Raw genomic sequence first — 15,552 nt, 5'->3', positions numbered from 1 at the left:
ATTTCTCTCACTCATTACTTGTTTTTATCATTTCTCCACCCGGGAAGATAAATGATTGCTCAAAGGTAACCTTCATAACATCATCTATCTGTTTCAACTCCTCAAGAGTAACTGTATCTCGTTTCAGTTTCTTACCAAAGTTCTGCGAAGTCTGCCCTATCCGTCTGGCAAGTTCCGAAACGCTTATATTTTTTTATTACATAATTCTTTAATCATATCAAATGTCTTCATCGTTATCCTCTATGTCTAAAACACACCTAAACTTATTACGCTATAAACTATTTGGTTGATAAATTCAATCCTGGCATAATTCCACCATATAAATTTTCTATAAATGACAAAAACACCATGTATTGCTGCAAGGTGTCCGTTCTCATCTTTGGTGTATCCCAAGAACCAGTTGTGATTGATATGAATCTCGCAGTTCTGATATCTGAACTGAATACCCATCTTAACATTCTTTGAAAGCTACTCCGATTCCTGCCATGCAAGAGAGGCCATAATCATAAGCAACACATCACCTTTAGATTCCATCGCATTGATGAGCCGCCACTAATTAAACCTTTTAACGTTTAGCACTTACAACCACATTTCTAAACATAGCCAATCGTCATATCAATATCTCGCCAATCGTCGGAACAAAAACTCGCCAATCGTCGTACTAATATCCCACCAATTCGCAAGGAAAACTATGAAACATCGCACTTACGCTTGCACATTAAACCTTTTATCAATAAAAAAGCTGTAGATTTAAAAATGTGTTATTTTATTTCTTAAACGATTCTGAATGCGTACCAAGCCTATATAACATCAAAACAAGAACTTCATTCTTAATTTCATATACTAAAAGCCAATCTGGTTCAATATGACATTCTCTTGTTCCGCTATATTTTCCAGTCAGAGAATGATCGCAATATTTAGCTTCTAGCACGCCACCATTGGCTAAAACATTAATTACTTCTGAAAGATTATCCGTATTTTTATTTTGTTTCTTAGCTAATTTAAGATCTTTTTTGAATTGATTCGTGAATTTTACTTCGTATTTCATAAATCAAGAGCCGCCTTAAGATCTTCCATATTCCTATAACCCTTTACACTAGGATCAGATGCAATTCGTCTACCCTCCTCAATAGCAGCAATCGTTGTATCATTTGGAACCTCTAATTTAAGAGAAAATGGAATCCCGTTCTCACGAATAGTTGTTCGCAAAAACATGTTAATTGCTGTTGTCATATTGAGACCGAGTTCTGAAAAAATCTTATCAGCTTGTTCTTTAATTCCCTTATCTGTTCTGATATTTAAATTCGTAGTAGTCACAACAATACCTCCATCTTCTTTTACTATACGCAAATATTCGTTTATATTCAACATATTATCATTACATTGTATATAATTCAGACCAACTAAAGTAATATAACTGAATAGGAATTGCAAACGCAAACGACAAAGCGCAAGAAACAATAAGGCAATCTAAAAGAACAAGGCGAGCACCGTTTAACCAGTGCCCGCCTTAATTTATTTATGACTTACACAATAATGCAAACTAGCGCAAATACTTAGCACGCTTGCGATTTAGCACAGCTCCAGAAGCCACAAACAAGCCAAACACAATAGAGACGAAGGACGCAAGAGTTACTCCAGAGGCATCCGCACCACCATTTGGCAGCACTCCAGAAGAGCGCGTGCCAGCAGTCCGCGACTTAGCAGAACCGCTTCTGTTTGCGAGACCGTTTGACGAGCCATTGGCAGCTGCACCATTTGCAGCACCATCTGCCGAGCCGTTCGCAGCACTGTCTAACGTTCTATTGTTATTTACGCTGCCGCCTCCAACATTCAATTCAGGATTATCGCTTGAATCTGGTTCAACACTTCCGCTGTCATTGTTGTCGTCATTATCGCCACCATCATCGCTGCCTGTATTCTTCGTAAAGATGGCATACACAGTCAAATCACTATCAACAGTCGTTGTGCCAGTAAATGCTTTACCTTTACCATCCGAGCTTGTATTCCACTCTTTGAAAGTATAACCATCCTTCGTTGGATTCTTAGGCATAGACTGGCCAGTCAAGGCATCCGTATCAATAGCCTTACCAGTTTCCACCTTTACCGTTTGAGTCTTATCGCCGTTCTTGAAAGTAACTGTATTGCGAATCTGCTTCCACTCGGCAGTAAACACGGTATTAGCATTCAAAGTATAAGTATCACCTGGATTGTAAGTGTTACCAGCAGCATCCGCCCAGTTTAAGAACTGATAATCTTCGCGCGTAGGCGCTTGAGCAAACGTAATTTTTTTACCAGCTATAGTTACTTCGTACTTCGTGTTCTCATTTTTATTATTGAACACTCCTCCATTTGCGTTAAAAGTCGCACGAGCATTCCATTGTGCACGGAGTAAAAATATGCCGTCATACAATGGGTCTAATTTCTCATCGTTCCACGACATCCAATCACGACTATAATCAGAAAATGGCGATTTATTATTCCAATAGTAACGTTTGCCTACAGTGCCACTCTTCCGATAAGGTTCAATATCAGGTAGCTCGGTAAACCATCCGCCAAACACTAAATTATCTTTTGTTGGATCAGCTGGAAAATCAACCGTATTATCTTTTTTTACAGTATTTATGATTGCATCTGATTTACCGCCAATATTTCCTCCTTGTAAGTCGAATTTCACCTTCATTTGATTTAGCGAAATACGTACAGGCGTACTACTATCAACAACTGCTTGAAATTCAGCATAATTCCTAGTTGGTTTAGGATACGTATAATCAGACTCCCAAGAAAGATTATAGCTATCAGGAAGCTTTGAAGTATCAACTTTTATAGTTACTTTTTCGCCATTCGCAAAATTGCCAACAGTGCGTTCACAGTGACCATTTAATTCTTTCTTAACTTCAAGCTCTTTACCATGACTATCGATAACTGTTATTGGAAGATTTTTCCACATATTTTCCATGTCAGAGCTAAGCTGTCCAAGCGCCCCAGGCGTTGTATGACCTTTGCCTAATTCTTTTGCATAGTTCATAGATATGTGTAGCGGTTGCTTATTCGTATTATTAACTTCAACTGCTTGTGCAGTGACTATACCAGCAAAAAGTCCAATCGTAGCTATAAAAGTAACTACTAAACTAATAACTTTATTTATTCTTTTATTATTCATTTTTATTCCCAACCAAATTAATGATTATAGTAATAATAATTTTTTATTAAATTCAAAAATTTATATAGCGCAAATATAGGTTTATAGGCCAAAAATGTATAGAAATATGCGCAGACCACTCATATGTGCGAATTCAAAATAAATAGTTTATAGAGTGGTGAAAATTGTAAAAAATTATGTTACAAAAAAGACAAAATCACGCTGTCTGTCTGTCTGTCTGTCTGTCTGTCTGTCTGTCTGTCTGTCTGTCTGTCTGTCTGTCTGTCTGTCTGTCTGTCTGAGCATGCTCTCTCTCAATCCTTTTGTCAAGTATTTTTTCAAAAAAATAAAATAAATTTATTTTTTCACATTAACAAAATTTAGAATATTCCATGGCTGATTCTCTATCAATGCAAAGACATAGCAAAAACAGAGATAATCAATAATCACTCACATAACATAACTAAATTTCGCACGATTAACTCACGATTAACTCACGATCAATCACGCTAACTTAATACATCACTTATTAGCCGCATCCATTTGACGCAACTCTTTTTTAAGATCGCGTATCTCGTCGCGCAAACGAGCAGCAAGCTCAAACTGCAACTGTTCTGCAGCAACATGCATTTGCTCGCTCAAATTCTTAATCAAAGACATAATATCGCTTTGCGGCAAGGCGGATATATTCGCCATACGCTTTTCTTTACTTTGCTGCCCAAGATTTGGCTCTTTTGGCACTCCATAATGCGAATTCCCAGCCTTATTAGCATTCCTGTAACCGCCTGCTAGCAAAGTTTGAGTATCAACATCCTCTTTAGCAAGCATGTCGTTAACGTCACTAATCTTCTTTCGCAAAGGCTTAGGGTCAATTCCATGCGCCTTGTTATACGCGATTTGCTTTTCGCGACGCCTCTCCGTCTCGCTAATCGCCTTGCTCATAGCATCCGTAACGCTATCTGCATACATAAGCACAGTTCCCGAAACGTTACGAGCAGCGCGGCCAATCGTCTGAATAAGCGAACGGTAAGATCTTAAGAAGCCTTCCTTATCTGCATCCAAAATCGCAACAAGCGAAACTTCTGGCAAATCCAAGCCCTCACGAAGCAAATTAATGCCAACAATCACATCAATTTTGCCTTCGCGAAGCTCGCGCAAAAGCTCCACTCTGCGCAAAGTATCAACATCCGAATGCAAGTACTCAACTTTAATACCAAGCTCCAAAAAGTAATCAGTTAAGTCTTCCGCCATTTTCTTTGTAAGCGTAGTAACAAGCACGCGCTCATCTTTTGCAACTCTAGCCTTGATTTCCGCAAGCAAATCGTCAACCTGCCCTTCCACAGGCCTAACCTCAATCTTAGGATCCAGCAAGCCAGTTGGGCGAATAATCTGCTCAACTACGCCATCCGAAAGCCCAAGCTCATAGTCTCCAGGCGTTGCAGAAAGATACACAGTTTGACCAACATGCTCCAAAAATTCGTTCCACTTTAACGGGCGATTATCCATTGCAGATGGCAGCCTAAAGCCATGCTCTACAAGCGTTCTTTTGCGCGAAGCATCTCCCTCGTACATAGCTCCGATTTGCGGCACGGTTACATGCGATTCGTCTAAAACAAGCAAAAAGTCGTCTGGGAAAAAGTCAAGAAGCGTATGCGGAGGCGTGCCAGCCGCGCGGACGTCAAAATGCCTCGAATAATTCTCCACTCCTGTGCACACACCCACTTGGCGAAGCATCTCTAAATCGTACGTAGTTCGCATTTCCAAACGCTGAGCTTCCAGCAATTTATTTTGCTTTTTAAGCTGCGCAACGCGTTCGTCACGCTCTTTCTCAATCGCCTCAAGCGCACGCTCCATGCGCTCCGGACCTGCAATATAGTGAGACGCTGGGAAAATATGAACGCTACTCTCTTGGCGAATCACTTCCCCAGTAAGCGGATGCAACATTGTAATTCTGTCGATTTCGTCACCAAAAAACTCAATTCGCACAGCTAATTCTCCGTAAACTGGAATAATCTCAACCGTATCTCCGCGCACTCTAAAAGTTCCGCGCGTAAACGCAATGTCGTTACGCTTGTATTGCATACTAACAAATTGACGTAATAAATCGTCTCGCTCAAGTTGCTGGCCAACACTCAGCATAAGCATTCGCTCGGCATACTCCTCTGGGGTACCGAGTCCATAAATGCACGAAACAGTAGCTACAACAACACAATCCCTACGCGTAAGCAAATTCGCTGTAGCTGCGTGACGAAGACGCTCAACATCGTCGTTAATATTCGAGTCTTTTTCAATATACGTGTCTGTTTGCGGAATATACGCTTCTGGCTGATAGTAATCGTAGTAAGACACAAAATAGCTCACAGCATTATCTGGCATAAGCTCGCGAAATTCCGCACAAAGCTGAGCCGCCAAGGTTTTATTTGGCTCAATAATAAGTGTAGGCCTTTGCAAACGCTCAATAAGCCAAGCGGTTGTAGCAGTTTTACCAGTGCCAGTTGCGCCCATTAAAACAACATCGTTTTCGCCGTTTTCAATGCGATTCGCCAGCTCGTCTATTGCTTGCGGCTGGTCGCCAGAAGGCTTGTATGGCGCTTTTACTACAAAAGGCTTGTTTGTGCGCTGAATTTTATTCGACATTACTTTTCTCCAAGAGCATTTTATTTATTTTACTAAAACCCAACAATCGCGCGGTTGCTGGCGACTTTTCCTTTGGGTCTCTAATGCTCCTTACTCATCCTTACTAATCCACGTTTTAATTTTTGAATCAACGCTTTTAAGCATAACTTCCATAGGTTTTGTAGAATCAACCACAAAATCCGCGATTTTCCTTCGCACAATCTCTTCAACTTGATTATTTATGCGCTGCTGCGCCTGATTCTGGCTCATTTTGCGCTCGATTATCATTCGCGCAATGCGAACATCTTTAGGCGCTTCAACTGTAATAATATGGTCAAAACTAAATGGAATGCTGTCAATTACTTGCGCGAGAAGCGGAATATCGTGCACAATAATCGAGCTCAAAGCGCCGACTTTGCAACGGTTTTCTTTGAGCTGACTATCATGCTTGCTTTCATACTCGCTTATATACTCACCTTCTAAAGTCTTCGCTAAATCATAAATAGCAGGATGAATAAGCGATTCAATCCTGCTTAACGCTTGCTTATGATTTACATCATCACCAAAAATATGCTCCGCAATAAACTCGCGATTCAAAGAGCCATCATTCAAAACGGCATCTTCCCCAAAAATGCCTACGATTTTCCGCAAGACTACGCTTCCTGGTTCCACTACTTTACGCGCTAAAACGTCGTAATCTATAACAAACGCGCCAAGCGAACGCAAATGGTTTACTACAGTAGATTTTCCAGCCGCAATTCCGCCCGTTACAGCAATACGCATCATTGTCATATTTTGATTATAATTAATGCCCCAGTAACTAATTACCGGGGCATTATATGCTAAATAGTAATTGTAAAATTAGTCTTGAAGTTCAGCACCATCGGCATCCTTATGCCACTTAGAACCAGGCTGAGAGCAAAGAATGCAAATTCCTTCAATAAATGCCCAAATTCCAGAAACAAAAGCCAGCAAGCCGAAAGAAAGAATAGAAATAAGAAGCTGGGCAATAGCCTTGCCTTTAAAACCAAGATAGAAATTGTGCACACCCAAAGCGCCCAAGAAAATCGCTAACAGGCCTGCAGCAATCTTGTTACGAGAGCTTCTGTATGTGTTTGATGAATAATTATTAGACCCATAGTTAGAGTAGGAAGACGCTTGATTGTACTGAGGAGCAGACTGAGAGTACTGACCATACTGAGGCTGAGAATACGAATTCTGGCCATACTGAGGCTGACCATACTGTGGCTGAGCATTGTACTGAGGCTGAGCACCATACTGGGATTGGTCGTTATATTGTGGCTGAGCCTGGTTGTACTGCTGAGACTGATCATTGTACTGTGGCTGTCCGTACTGAGTCTGATTGTCAGAGCCTGAGTAATCTCCAGTTTGATTATCCAAATCACTCACAATAATTACACTTTCTCTCGTAAGAAATTTATTTTCTTAAAAACTATATAATAAAAAATTAATAAATCAAAGCGTTATTACTAAAGATATTAAAAGATGCCCCGATGATTACTCACCGAGGGCATCTTGTTTATAAGCTTTTAGTAGAAAACTACTTCTTTTCGCTCAAAAACTGTTCGCGCAAAGCTGCGAGCTGATCGTAATCAGCTAAAGCACCTTCGTTAGAAGCCTCATTTACGCGCTAAAACATCGTAATCTATAACAAACGCGCCAAGCGAACGCAAATGGTTTACTACTGTAGATTTTCCAGCCGCAATTCCGCCCGTTACAGCAATACGCATCATTGTCATATTTTGATTATAAACGATACATTTCTCACAATAACGTAAGTTTTAATTGACACAACTAAAACTTCTTATATAGCACGCAGTAAATAGACCCGTAATAAGATTTCCAATTATCGGTTAATAAACTGTATCCAAGCTTATTATAAAAATCTAAAGCAACAACATTATTATCTTTTTCTGTAGATAAAATTATTGTTTTATATAATTTAAGATTTTCGACTTTCTTCATAAGCGCACTGCCAACGCCTATATGCTGAAACTCAGGATCTACAAACAACTCATTTAATTCTAAGCTTTGATTGTACCAATCATAATTTTCTGATAAAAATGGCTTAATTTGATTCGCATACCAATTATCTTGTAATAATTCTATGCCATATAAAACACCGATAATACGATTATTCATTGTAGCAACAAGTAAAAGCGCACTATTGTTATCTTTCAAACTATCTAATATGCGCTCACGAACATTATCTATACGATCCAGTTCTTTAGGGAATGCTTTTAGATATAAATCTAAAATTATATTCATATTATCTTTGGCTTCTGAATAATCTAATTTTTTAATTTCAATGTTCTTCATAAAAATCCTTTATACAAGCTACTATCCGTATTACAACACAACATATTTAATCGACATATGCATATTTGATTTTACATAACCATCGTTATATAAGTACTAATTATTATTTTCGAAATATTTTCGCTTATATTCACTTAATCAATATAATTTCTTCTTTTTATCATAAAATTCAACATACGTCACATGTCATATGAATGATTTAGAATCTACAGATACGAGGTAATTGTTCTCGCAAACTATAAAGACAAAGATGTAATTTATAGGTAATTACTTATACGCCTTCAATGAAGAAAGGAATATAATGATTGGAACAGCGCATAAAGTTTGCAAAAATATTTTCTCAGCAATTCTTACATCTGCAACAATTGTGTCACTTAGCATAGGTGTAGCATCAGCAACTACCCCCCCCCCTGAACAAACTGAACCAGTAACATTTACGATTACACGTACGGATGATTTAAAAAATGATGTTCGAGTTGGGGATACGCTAAGATATAAGCTGACTTACACAAATAACACTAATCACAATGTGACTGTTTGGCCAACTAACAGTAATCTCACTGCTGTGGCTGTTGAAGGGAATAACGGTAACTGTAGATGGAGAAATCTGCAACCAGGAAAAACTGTATCATGCACGCAAGGATTCCATATAACAGAGGATTCTGATATTAAAGAAAAAGGTTTCACTCCAGCAGCCGATTGGAAAATTAGCAAAGATGCAAATGGTAATGAAGTTATATCTACTCCAAAATTAATTGGAGACAAAGTTACAAATATTAATCCAGTTCCAAGGCCTAGAAAAGACGGAGATCCCGTTAGATTAGCAACAATAGGTCAAACTGTAGAAGGACTAACTGGAAAACCTTATTATAGAATACCTGCAATAGCTGAAGCTAACAATGGTTGGATTCTTACAGCTTGGGATTATCGACCAAATAGTGCAGCTGATGCTCCTAATCCAAATTCTATTGTTCAAAGAATATCTAAAGATGGTGGAAAAACTTTTGAAAAAATACAAATCGTAGCAAAAGGAAAAGAAAACCCAAATAAATATGGATTCTCTGACCCTTCATATGTTGTAGACCAAGAAACAGGCAATATTTTCTTATTCTTCGTCAAATCATACGATGGTGGAGTATGGGATTCTACAGCTAGCACTAATCAAAGTGATAGACATATTTTAGATGCTGCTGTTACTTGCTCAAAAGATAACGGTTTAACTTGGAGCGAACCAAAAGTTATAACTAAAGACATAACTAAATATCCAAAAAATGAACGAGCTAGATTTGCTACTTCTGGACATGGAATTCAACTAAAATACGGAAAATATAAAGGTCGTTTAATACAACAATACGCAATAGTAAACAGTTCCAATGGAAGTGTGCAAAGAAACAATGAGAAGTGGCAAGCCGTATCTGTATACTCTGATGACCATGGAGTAACTTGGAAAGCTGGAAATCCAGTTGGACTAGGTAAAGAACAAAGCCATATGGATGAAAATAAGGTTGTAGAGCTTTCTGATGGAAGAATTATGTTAAACTCTAGACCGCATGAAGGTGGTGCAAATAATCATAGAATCATTGCTTTTTCTAATGATGGCGGAGAAACGTATGGTAAAGCATACAAAGATGAGACACTGCCAGATCCAGGTAATAACGCTCAAATAACAAGAGCATTCCCAGATGCTCCAATTGGATCTGATGCAGCTAAAATCCTCTTATATTCATCTTCTTCTGGTTCTGGAAGAGCAAATGGTTTGATACGTGTCTCATACAATGATGGAGAAAATTGGACAGAAGAAAAGGGATTCAAGAATGGCGCAATGGCTTACTCCACTATTCAAGCTTTAAGTCAAAAAGCAGGAGGCGGCTATGGTCTTCTATATGAGGGCGATAATAATGACATAATGTATACGAGAATTTCTGCTGAATGGTTAAGTATACGTCCTAACATAACCTTAGGTTCTACAACTAAAATCAATCTATCCACCAAAGAGATAAGTCTTCCTGTGGTAAATCCTACGAGTACTAAATATGAAAATATTAAAGTTACGTCTATAAACACAAGTGATTTTACTGCATCAAGCGATTCTGTAACAATCGAAGCAAATAAAACTACATATATTCCTTTGAAAATTGAAGTGCCTAAAACAGCAAAAGTTGGAGATAAACTTACTGCAAAAATTCGTATTGCGTCTGCAAATAAAAATCAAGATCGTTCAAACACAGAATTATCATTTGAAACAACTATAACCTTAAATGTTGCAAGTGAAACTAAAAATTCTAGTACTCAAACAGATCCTCTACCTAACAATCAATCACATACTGATACACAAACAGGAAAAGATCCTGATACAACACAATCTGAAAAGGAGATAAATAAGAATATTAGTCCAAATATAATTCCAAATAAGAATAACAATAAACAGAACAGCAGCACATTTAACATAAATAAAGAATATTCTCAAAATTACAGAAAGGATTACTCTAATACGGACAATTCCAGAACGAATTATCATTACTCTTCAAAAGCAAAACATGATAATTACAATGTGGATAATAACAGCATTGATAATGAAAATAATTATAAGCATTATAGTAAATCTGGCAATGCTTTAGCAAAGAATAGAGGAATGATGCAAAAAACTGGAATCAACACAACTATTCCTTATGCTTTAATGATTCTATTAATAGCTATCTCTGCAGCATTAATGAAATTAAAAAATATGCAATATTAAAGAATAAGTGTATTTGCTATATTATTCATTTGTTCTAATGTTTTAGGCATAAAAATAAAAGATGCGTTTTGGAAATTGAATTCTAAAACGCATCTTTTATTTGTAAAATTACTTATAAATCTTAATACTAAATATTTATTTTTAGTCTTTTAACTCAGCACCATCAGCATCTTTGTGCCACTTACTTCCAGGCTTTGAGCAAAGAATCAAAATACCCTCAATCAATGCCCATATTCCCGTAATAATCAACAGGAAACCAAAAGAAAGAACAGAAATAAGCAGCTGCGCAATCGCCTTTCCTTTAAAACCAAGATAAAAATTGTGAATACCTAAAAATCCTAAGAAAATCGCTAGCAAACCTGCAACAATTTTACTGCGCGAGCTTTCTAAAGTTCCTTTAGCGTTTTCCTCATTATTACCATCATACGAAGGGAACTGAGGATTTTTCTGATTGTTTTCTAAAGTGCTCATATTTTCACCATCCTTTTAGTAAATACGATTAGTAAATATGATTGACGTTTTACATCATATAATCACGATTCTTAAAAGAAAATTGATTGTACCTATATTTAATTACAAAACTTGAGTTATAAAATACTTGTCAAATGTACTCAAAATAGACATCAAACATAATCAAGATACTCGTAAAACATTATGAACAACAATACGCAAGATGCCCCCGATGATTACTCACCGAGGGCATCTTAGTTTTTATTTACAAGCTTCTAGTAGAAAGTAGAAACTACTTCTTTTCGCTCAAAAGCTGTTCGCGCAAAGCTGCGAGCTGATCGGAATCAGCTAAAGCACCTTCGTTAGCAGCCTCAGAAGAATAGTTGGAAGCAACTTCTTCCTTCTTTTCTTCCTTAGCTGGCTTCTTTTCTTCAGCTTCTTCGCTCTGGCCATCAGCGGCTGCGGATTCTGCTGCAGCTGCGAGTTCCTTAGCGGCGAACACCTTGTGCTGCTCCCACAATTCGTGAGCTGCTGCATACTGTGCTTCCCACTCTTCGCGCTGCTGCTCGTAACCAGCAATCCACTCGTTGGTGTTTGGATCGAAGCCTTCTGGGTACTTGTAGTTTCCTTCTTCGTCATACTCAGCTGGCATGCCGTAGAGAGCTGGATCGAAATCTTCAGAATTTGGATCAACAGCCTCGTTAGCCTGCTTCAAGGAGAGCGAGATCCTGCGACGATCGAGGTCTACGTCAATAACCTTAACGAATACTTCTTCGCCACCCTTAACAACAGTTTCTGGGTTCTCTACATGACGGTTAGCAAGCTCGGAAATGTGAACCAAGCCTTCGATGCCGTCTTCAACGGAGATGAACACACCGAACTGAACAATCTTGGTGACCTTGCCCTTAACAACCTGTCCAGGAACATGGGTACGAGCGAAGCGCTGCCATGGATCTTCCTGAGTTGCCTTAAGGGAGAGGGAGATGCGTTCGCGATCGAGATCAACGTCGAGAACCTCAACGGTAACCTTATCGCCAACCTTAACAACCTCAGATGGGTGATCGATGTGCTTCCAGGAAAGCTCGGAAACGTGAATGAGGCCGTCAACACCGCCGAGGTCAACAAACGCGCCGAAGTTTACGATAGAAGACACAACGCCTTCGCGAATCTGACCCTTCTTAAGCTGCGAGAGGAAGGTCTCGCGAACTTCGGACTGGGTTTCCTCGAGGAACTGACGACGAGAAAGCACAACATTGTTGCGGTTCTTATCGAGCTCAAGAATCTTAGCCTTAATCTTCTGACCAATGTATGGGGAAAGATCGCGAACGCGACGCATTTCAACGAGGGAAGCTGGCAAGAAGCCGCGCAAACCGATGTCTACAATCAAGCCGCCCTTAACAGCCTCAATAACGGTACCTTCAACAATGCCGTCTGCATCCTTGATCTTCTCAATATCACCCCAAGCACGCTCGTACTGTGCACGCTTCTTGGAGAGAATAAGACGTCCTTCCTTGTCTTCCTTAGTTACAACAAGGGCTTCGATGGTGTCGCCAACTTCAACAACATCATCTGGATCAACGTCTTTCTTGATGGAAAGTTCACGGGAAGGGATTACACCTTCAGTTTTGTAGCCGATATCCAATAATACTTCGTCGTGATCAATCTTTACGACGGTACCTTCAACTAAATCACCATCATCAAAATTCTTGATGGTTGAATCGACTGCCTTGATGAAGTCTTCTTCGGTGCCAATATCATTAATCGCAACCTTGGCGACTTCGTTATTATTCTCTGCCATTACTTATTAGTGGTTTCTTCTTGGGGTGGATATTACTCGATATTAAATTATGACTTTTGCACGCGCACTATGCACGCGCTCTGTCAATGTTATATACAGGCATAGCCAAAAACGCCGTTTTACTTCGGGCGTGTCGTGCGACTTGATATTTGCTACTTAACACTTACTTGCCACTCGCTGCTCGCTCAGCCATGTCAACAACATTAGCCAATAGCATTGCGCGAGTCATTGGTCCAACTCCACCAGGATTTGGCGAATACGCTCCCGCGACTTCTCTACAAGCAACATCAACATCGCCTTTTACGCGATATCTTCCCACTTCTTCATCAAAAACGCGCGAAACACCAACGTCAACCAACACGGCTCCAGGCTTAACATCGCACGGCTTTACAAATCCCGCGCTGCCCATTGCCGCAATAATAACGTCGGAGCGCATCATAATATCGTGCAAATCACGAGTGCGAGTGTGGCACAATGTTACAGTTGCGTCTACTCCCCTGCGCGTAAGAAGGAGCCCGATTGTTCGGCCAACCGTGATTCCTCGTCCAAGTACGCACACATTTTTGCCTTCAAGATCAATGTTATAAGCATCTAAAAGCGCCAAAATTCCTCGCGGCGTGCATGGAAGAGTCGTAACAATATCTCCCGAAATATGCATAACCAGCTCGCCCAAATTGTACGGATGCATTCCATCGCAATCTTTTGCAGGGTCTACTGCCTCAATAATTTTTTGGGAATCAACTCCCTTTGGCAAAGGCAATTGCACAATAAAACCTGTGCAAGAAGGGTCATTATTAAGCTGATTTACGGCTTTAAGAATTTCGTCTTCGCTAGCGTCTTCTGGCAAATCGCAGCGGATTGAGCGAATCCCCACTTCTTCGCAATCCTTGTGTTTTCCAGCAACATACTTCAGCGAGCCAGGGTCGCTTCCAACTAAAAGCGTTCCAAGCCCTGGATTAATGCCTTTTTCTTTAAGCTTTTCTACTCTATTTTTTAAGTCGCTTTTAATACTTGCAGCTAGCGCTTTTCCATCTAACACAACAACCATGATTCACTCCCAACTCGCATGTTAATTCTTATGTTCAACTTACAAATCTTCTAACACAATTCGTACGCGTAGGATATTCGTATGGATAGGCTATCGTGAGGTATCGAAGTGCGCGACACAAAGCATCGCGACACAACTGTTAATAACTGAATATTATAATAGAATGGTATTTGTATTGCATAAGAAAGCTACAATAAACCTTAGCTACAATAAACCTTGCAGCAAACTAGAACGAGTTTTAACAAGTGCTAATGCTAATAACACTGACGGAAGGGGCGCAAAGATGTGCGAAAATATTTTTCATTTAACTCGCGCAAAGAAAATATGCAAAGCTGTTTTAGCGTGCATAATTGTTCCATCAATGTTGCTTGGCATAGCTGGGTGCGGTGAAAGCTCGCAATCTTCTAAAACTCCAACGCAACCCAAAAAAGAGGTTAAGCAAATTAAGGTTGTTTCCACTCTTGAATCTTGGGCAAGTTTGGCTAGAGAAATCGGCGGAAACGATGTTGAAGTGCAATCTATAATCAGCAATCCAGATACCGATATGTCTACTTTTAAGCCGTCTAGTAAAGATTTGCAAAAGCTGTATTCTGCGCAAGTTGTTGTGTCAAATGGCGCTGGCTACGATAGTTGGGTTGCAAAGCATACGTCTAAAAGCAGCGAGATTGTAAACGCAGCTTCTACAGTCGGCGCGCTAAATGGCGATAACCCTTATCTTTGGTTCTCAAAAGATGCTAGAAACGAGATGGCTTCTAGCATTTGCAACGCTTTTTCTAAAGTCCTTCCTTCAAAAAAGAAGGTTTTTGCTAAAAGACTTGACGCAGTTAAATCGCAAGAAAATAAGCTTGATGAATATCTTTCAAACTTCGCTAAAAGTCACAAAAAGTTTAAGTACGCTTCAATAAATCCTGTTCTTTTCTGGCTTATGTCCGATATGGGAATCAGCGATTCTGCGCCTAAGGCATACGCTAAGCAAGTAGCGCAAGGCGAAGAAGTAGACAAAGCTAATATAGATGAATTCCAAAAGCTTATTGAAGAACGAAAATTCGACGTACTTATAAGCAATAGTCAACGTAAAGGCGACGATATTAGCATTTTGACGGGAACTGCTGGCAGAAGCTACACATCTGTAATGTGGGTTAATGAGCTTATGCCAACGTATGCAACAGATTTAAGAAAATGGGTTATGAAGATTTGCGAAGACATTGATAACGCAAGCAAAACTACGACCGATATGCGCAAAGATTTAGCAAAGCAAGAAGCTGATCAAAAGAAGCCTATTACCGAAAAGCCTACTGTTTCTCAGCCAGATCCAAACAGGTCTAACGAAGGCCAGCAAGATCCTGGAAAGTAGGCGCACGCTTGAGCAATTATAGACAATAAATACTTCATACTATTTATTAGCAATTAGTTACGAATTA

General features: G+C 39.4%; 12 protein-coding genes and 2 pseudogenes. 2 read left to right on the top strand and 12 right to left on the bottom strand.

The features are described 5' to 3' along the window. Positions 1-7: 7 nt before the first annotated feature. From HXT45_RS02995 to HXT45_RS02955, 9 genes and pseudogenes are all read right to left on the bottom strand, one after another. Positions 8-231, bottom strand: a pseudogene (locus tag HXT45_RS02995) (helix-turn-helix domain-containing protein). A gap of 535 nt (positions 232-766) precedes the next feature. Next, on the bottom strand, positions 767-1,048 hold the full coding sequence (locus HXT45_RS02990) for a type II toxin-antitoxin system YafQ family toxin (RefSeq protein ID WP_421782222.1): 282 nt from the start codon (positions 1,046-1,048) through the stop codon (positions 767-769). After that, complete coding sequence (locus HXT45_RS02985) at positions 1,045-1,371, bottom strand: type II toxin-antitoxin system RelB/DinJ family antitoxin (protein ID WP_004130540.1); 327 nt, start codon at positions 1,369-1,371, stop codon at positions 1,045-1,047. Before HXT45_RS02985 ends, HXT45_RS02990 begins: the two co-directional genes overlap by 4 nt. Before the next feature lie 172 nt (positions 1,372-1,543). After that, a complete protein-coding gene (locus HXT45_RS02980; RefSeq protein WP_421782220.1) occupies positions 1,544-3,163 on the bottom strand; it encodes an InlB B-repeat-containing protein in 1,620 nt (539 codons plus the stop codon). A 501-nt stretch (positions 3,164-3,664) separates the two neighbouring features. Next, positions 3,665-5,779, bottom strand: coding sequence for an excinuclease ABC subunit UvrB (gene uvrB, locus HXT45_RS02975; protein WP_421782219.1), 2,115 nt, complete (start codon positions 5,777-5,779; stop codon positions 3,665-3,667). Between the two features lie 90 nt (positions 5,780-5,869). Then, positions 5,870-6,550 (bottom strand): dephospho-CoA kinase, encoded by a 681-nt coding sequence (gene coaE, locus HXT45_RS02970; RefSeq protein ID WP_018638941.1) that lies wholly within the window; start codon positions 6,548-6,550, stop codon positions 5,870-5,872. Between the two features lie 69 nt (positions 6,551-6,619). Further along, a complete protein-coding gene (locus tag HXT45_RS02965) occupies positions 6,620-7,168 on the bottom strand; it encodes a TM2 domain-containing protein (protein ID WP_004130533.1) in 549 nt (182 codons plus the stop codon). 233 nt (positions 7,169-7,401) lie between these two features. Then, positions 7,402-7,518, bottom strand: a pseudogene (locus HXT45_RS02960) (dephospho-CoA kinase); the annotation flags it as partial. 55 nt (positions 7,519-7,573) lie between these two features. Further along, on the bottom strand, positions 7,574-8,098 hold the full coding sequence (locus tag HXT45_RS02955; protein WP_128831803.1) for a GNAT family N-acetyltransferase: 525 nt from the start codon (positions 8,096-8,098) through the stop codon (positions 7,574-7,576). 301 nt (positions 8,099-8,399) lie between these two features. On the opposite strand from HXT45_RS02955, the gene HXT45_RS02950 reads away from it, so the two are divergent. Then, entirely contained in the window at positions 8,400-10,835 is a 2,436-nt protein-coding gene (locus HXT45_RS02950) for a sialidase family protein (RefSeq protein WP_421782216.1), read from the top strand. A gap of 141 nt (positions 10,836-10,976) precedes the next feature. On the opposite strand, the gene HXT45_RS02945 is transcribed toward HXT45_RS02950, so the two are convergent. The 3 genes from HXT45_RS02945 to HXT45_RS02935 all read right to left on the bottom strand — a co-directional run bounded on the left by HXT45_RS02945 (position 10,977) and on the right by HXT45_RS02935 (position 14,131). Next, positions 10,977-11,306, bottom strand: coding sequence for a TM2 domain-containing protein (locus HXT45_RS02945; RefSeq protein ID WP_115793863.1), 330 nt, complete (start codon positions 11,304-11,306; stop codon positions 10,977-10,979). A 271-nt stretch (positions 11,307-11,577) separates the two neighbouring features. Next, a complete protein-coding gene (gene rpsA, locus HXT45_RS02940; RefSeq protein ID WP_004130522.1) occupies positions 11,578-13,083 on the bottom strand; it encodes a 30S ribosomal protein S1 in 1,506 nt (501 codons plus the stop codon). Between the two features lie 163 nt (positions 13,084-13,246). Then, complete coding sequence (locus HXT45_RS02935; RefSeq protein WP_004130520.1) at positions 13,247-14,131, bottom strand: bifunctional methylenetetrahydrofolate dehydrogenase/methenyltetrahydrofolate cyclohydrolase; 885 nt, start codon at positions 14,129-14,131, stop codon at positions 13,247-13,249. Between the two features lie 283 nt (positions 14,132-14,414). Between HXT45_RS02935 and HXT45_RS02930 the strand changes: the two genes are divergently transcribed. Then, positions 14,415-15,485 carry a metal ABC transporter solute-binding protein, Zn/Mn family gene (locus HXT45_RS02930; protein WP_415691273.1) on the top strand — a complete coding sequence of 357 codons (1,071 nt, stop codon included), beginning with the start codon at positions 14,415-14,417 and terminating at the stop codon, positions 15,483-15,485. Positions 15,486-15,552 lie beyond the last annotated feature (67 nt).

Origin of the sequence: Gardnerella sp. DNF01199S (genome assembly GCF_049244155.1) — a bacterium.
GTDB lineage: Bacteria > Actinomycetota > Actinomycetes > Actinomycetales > Bifidobacteriaceae > Bifidobacterium > Bifidobacterium piotii.
Note: the sequence above shows the minus strand (reverse complement) of the source record. Positions and strands in the feature narration are given on the sequence as shown.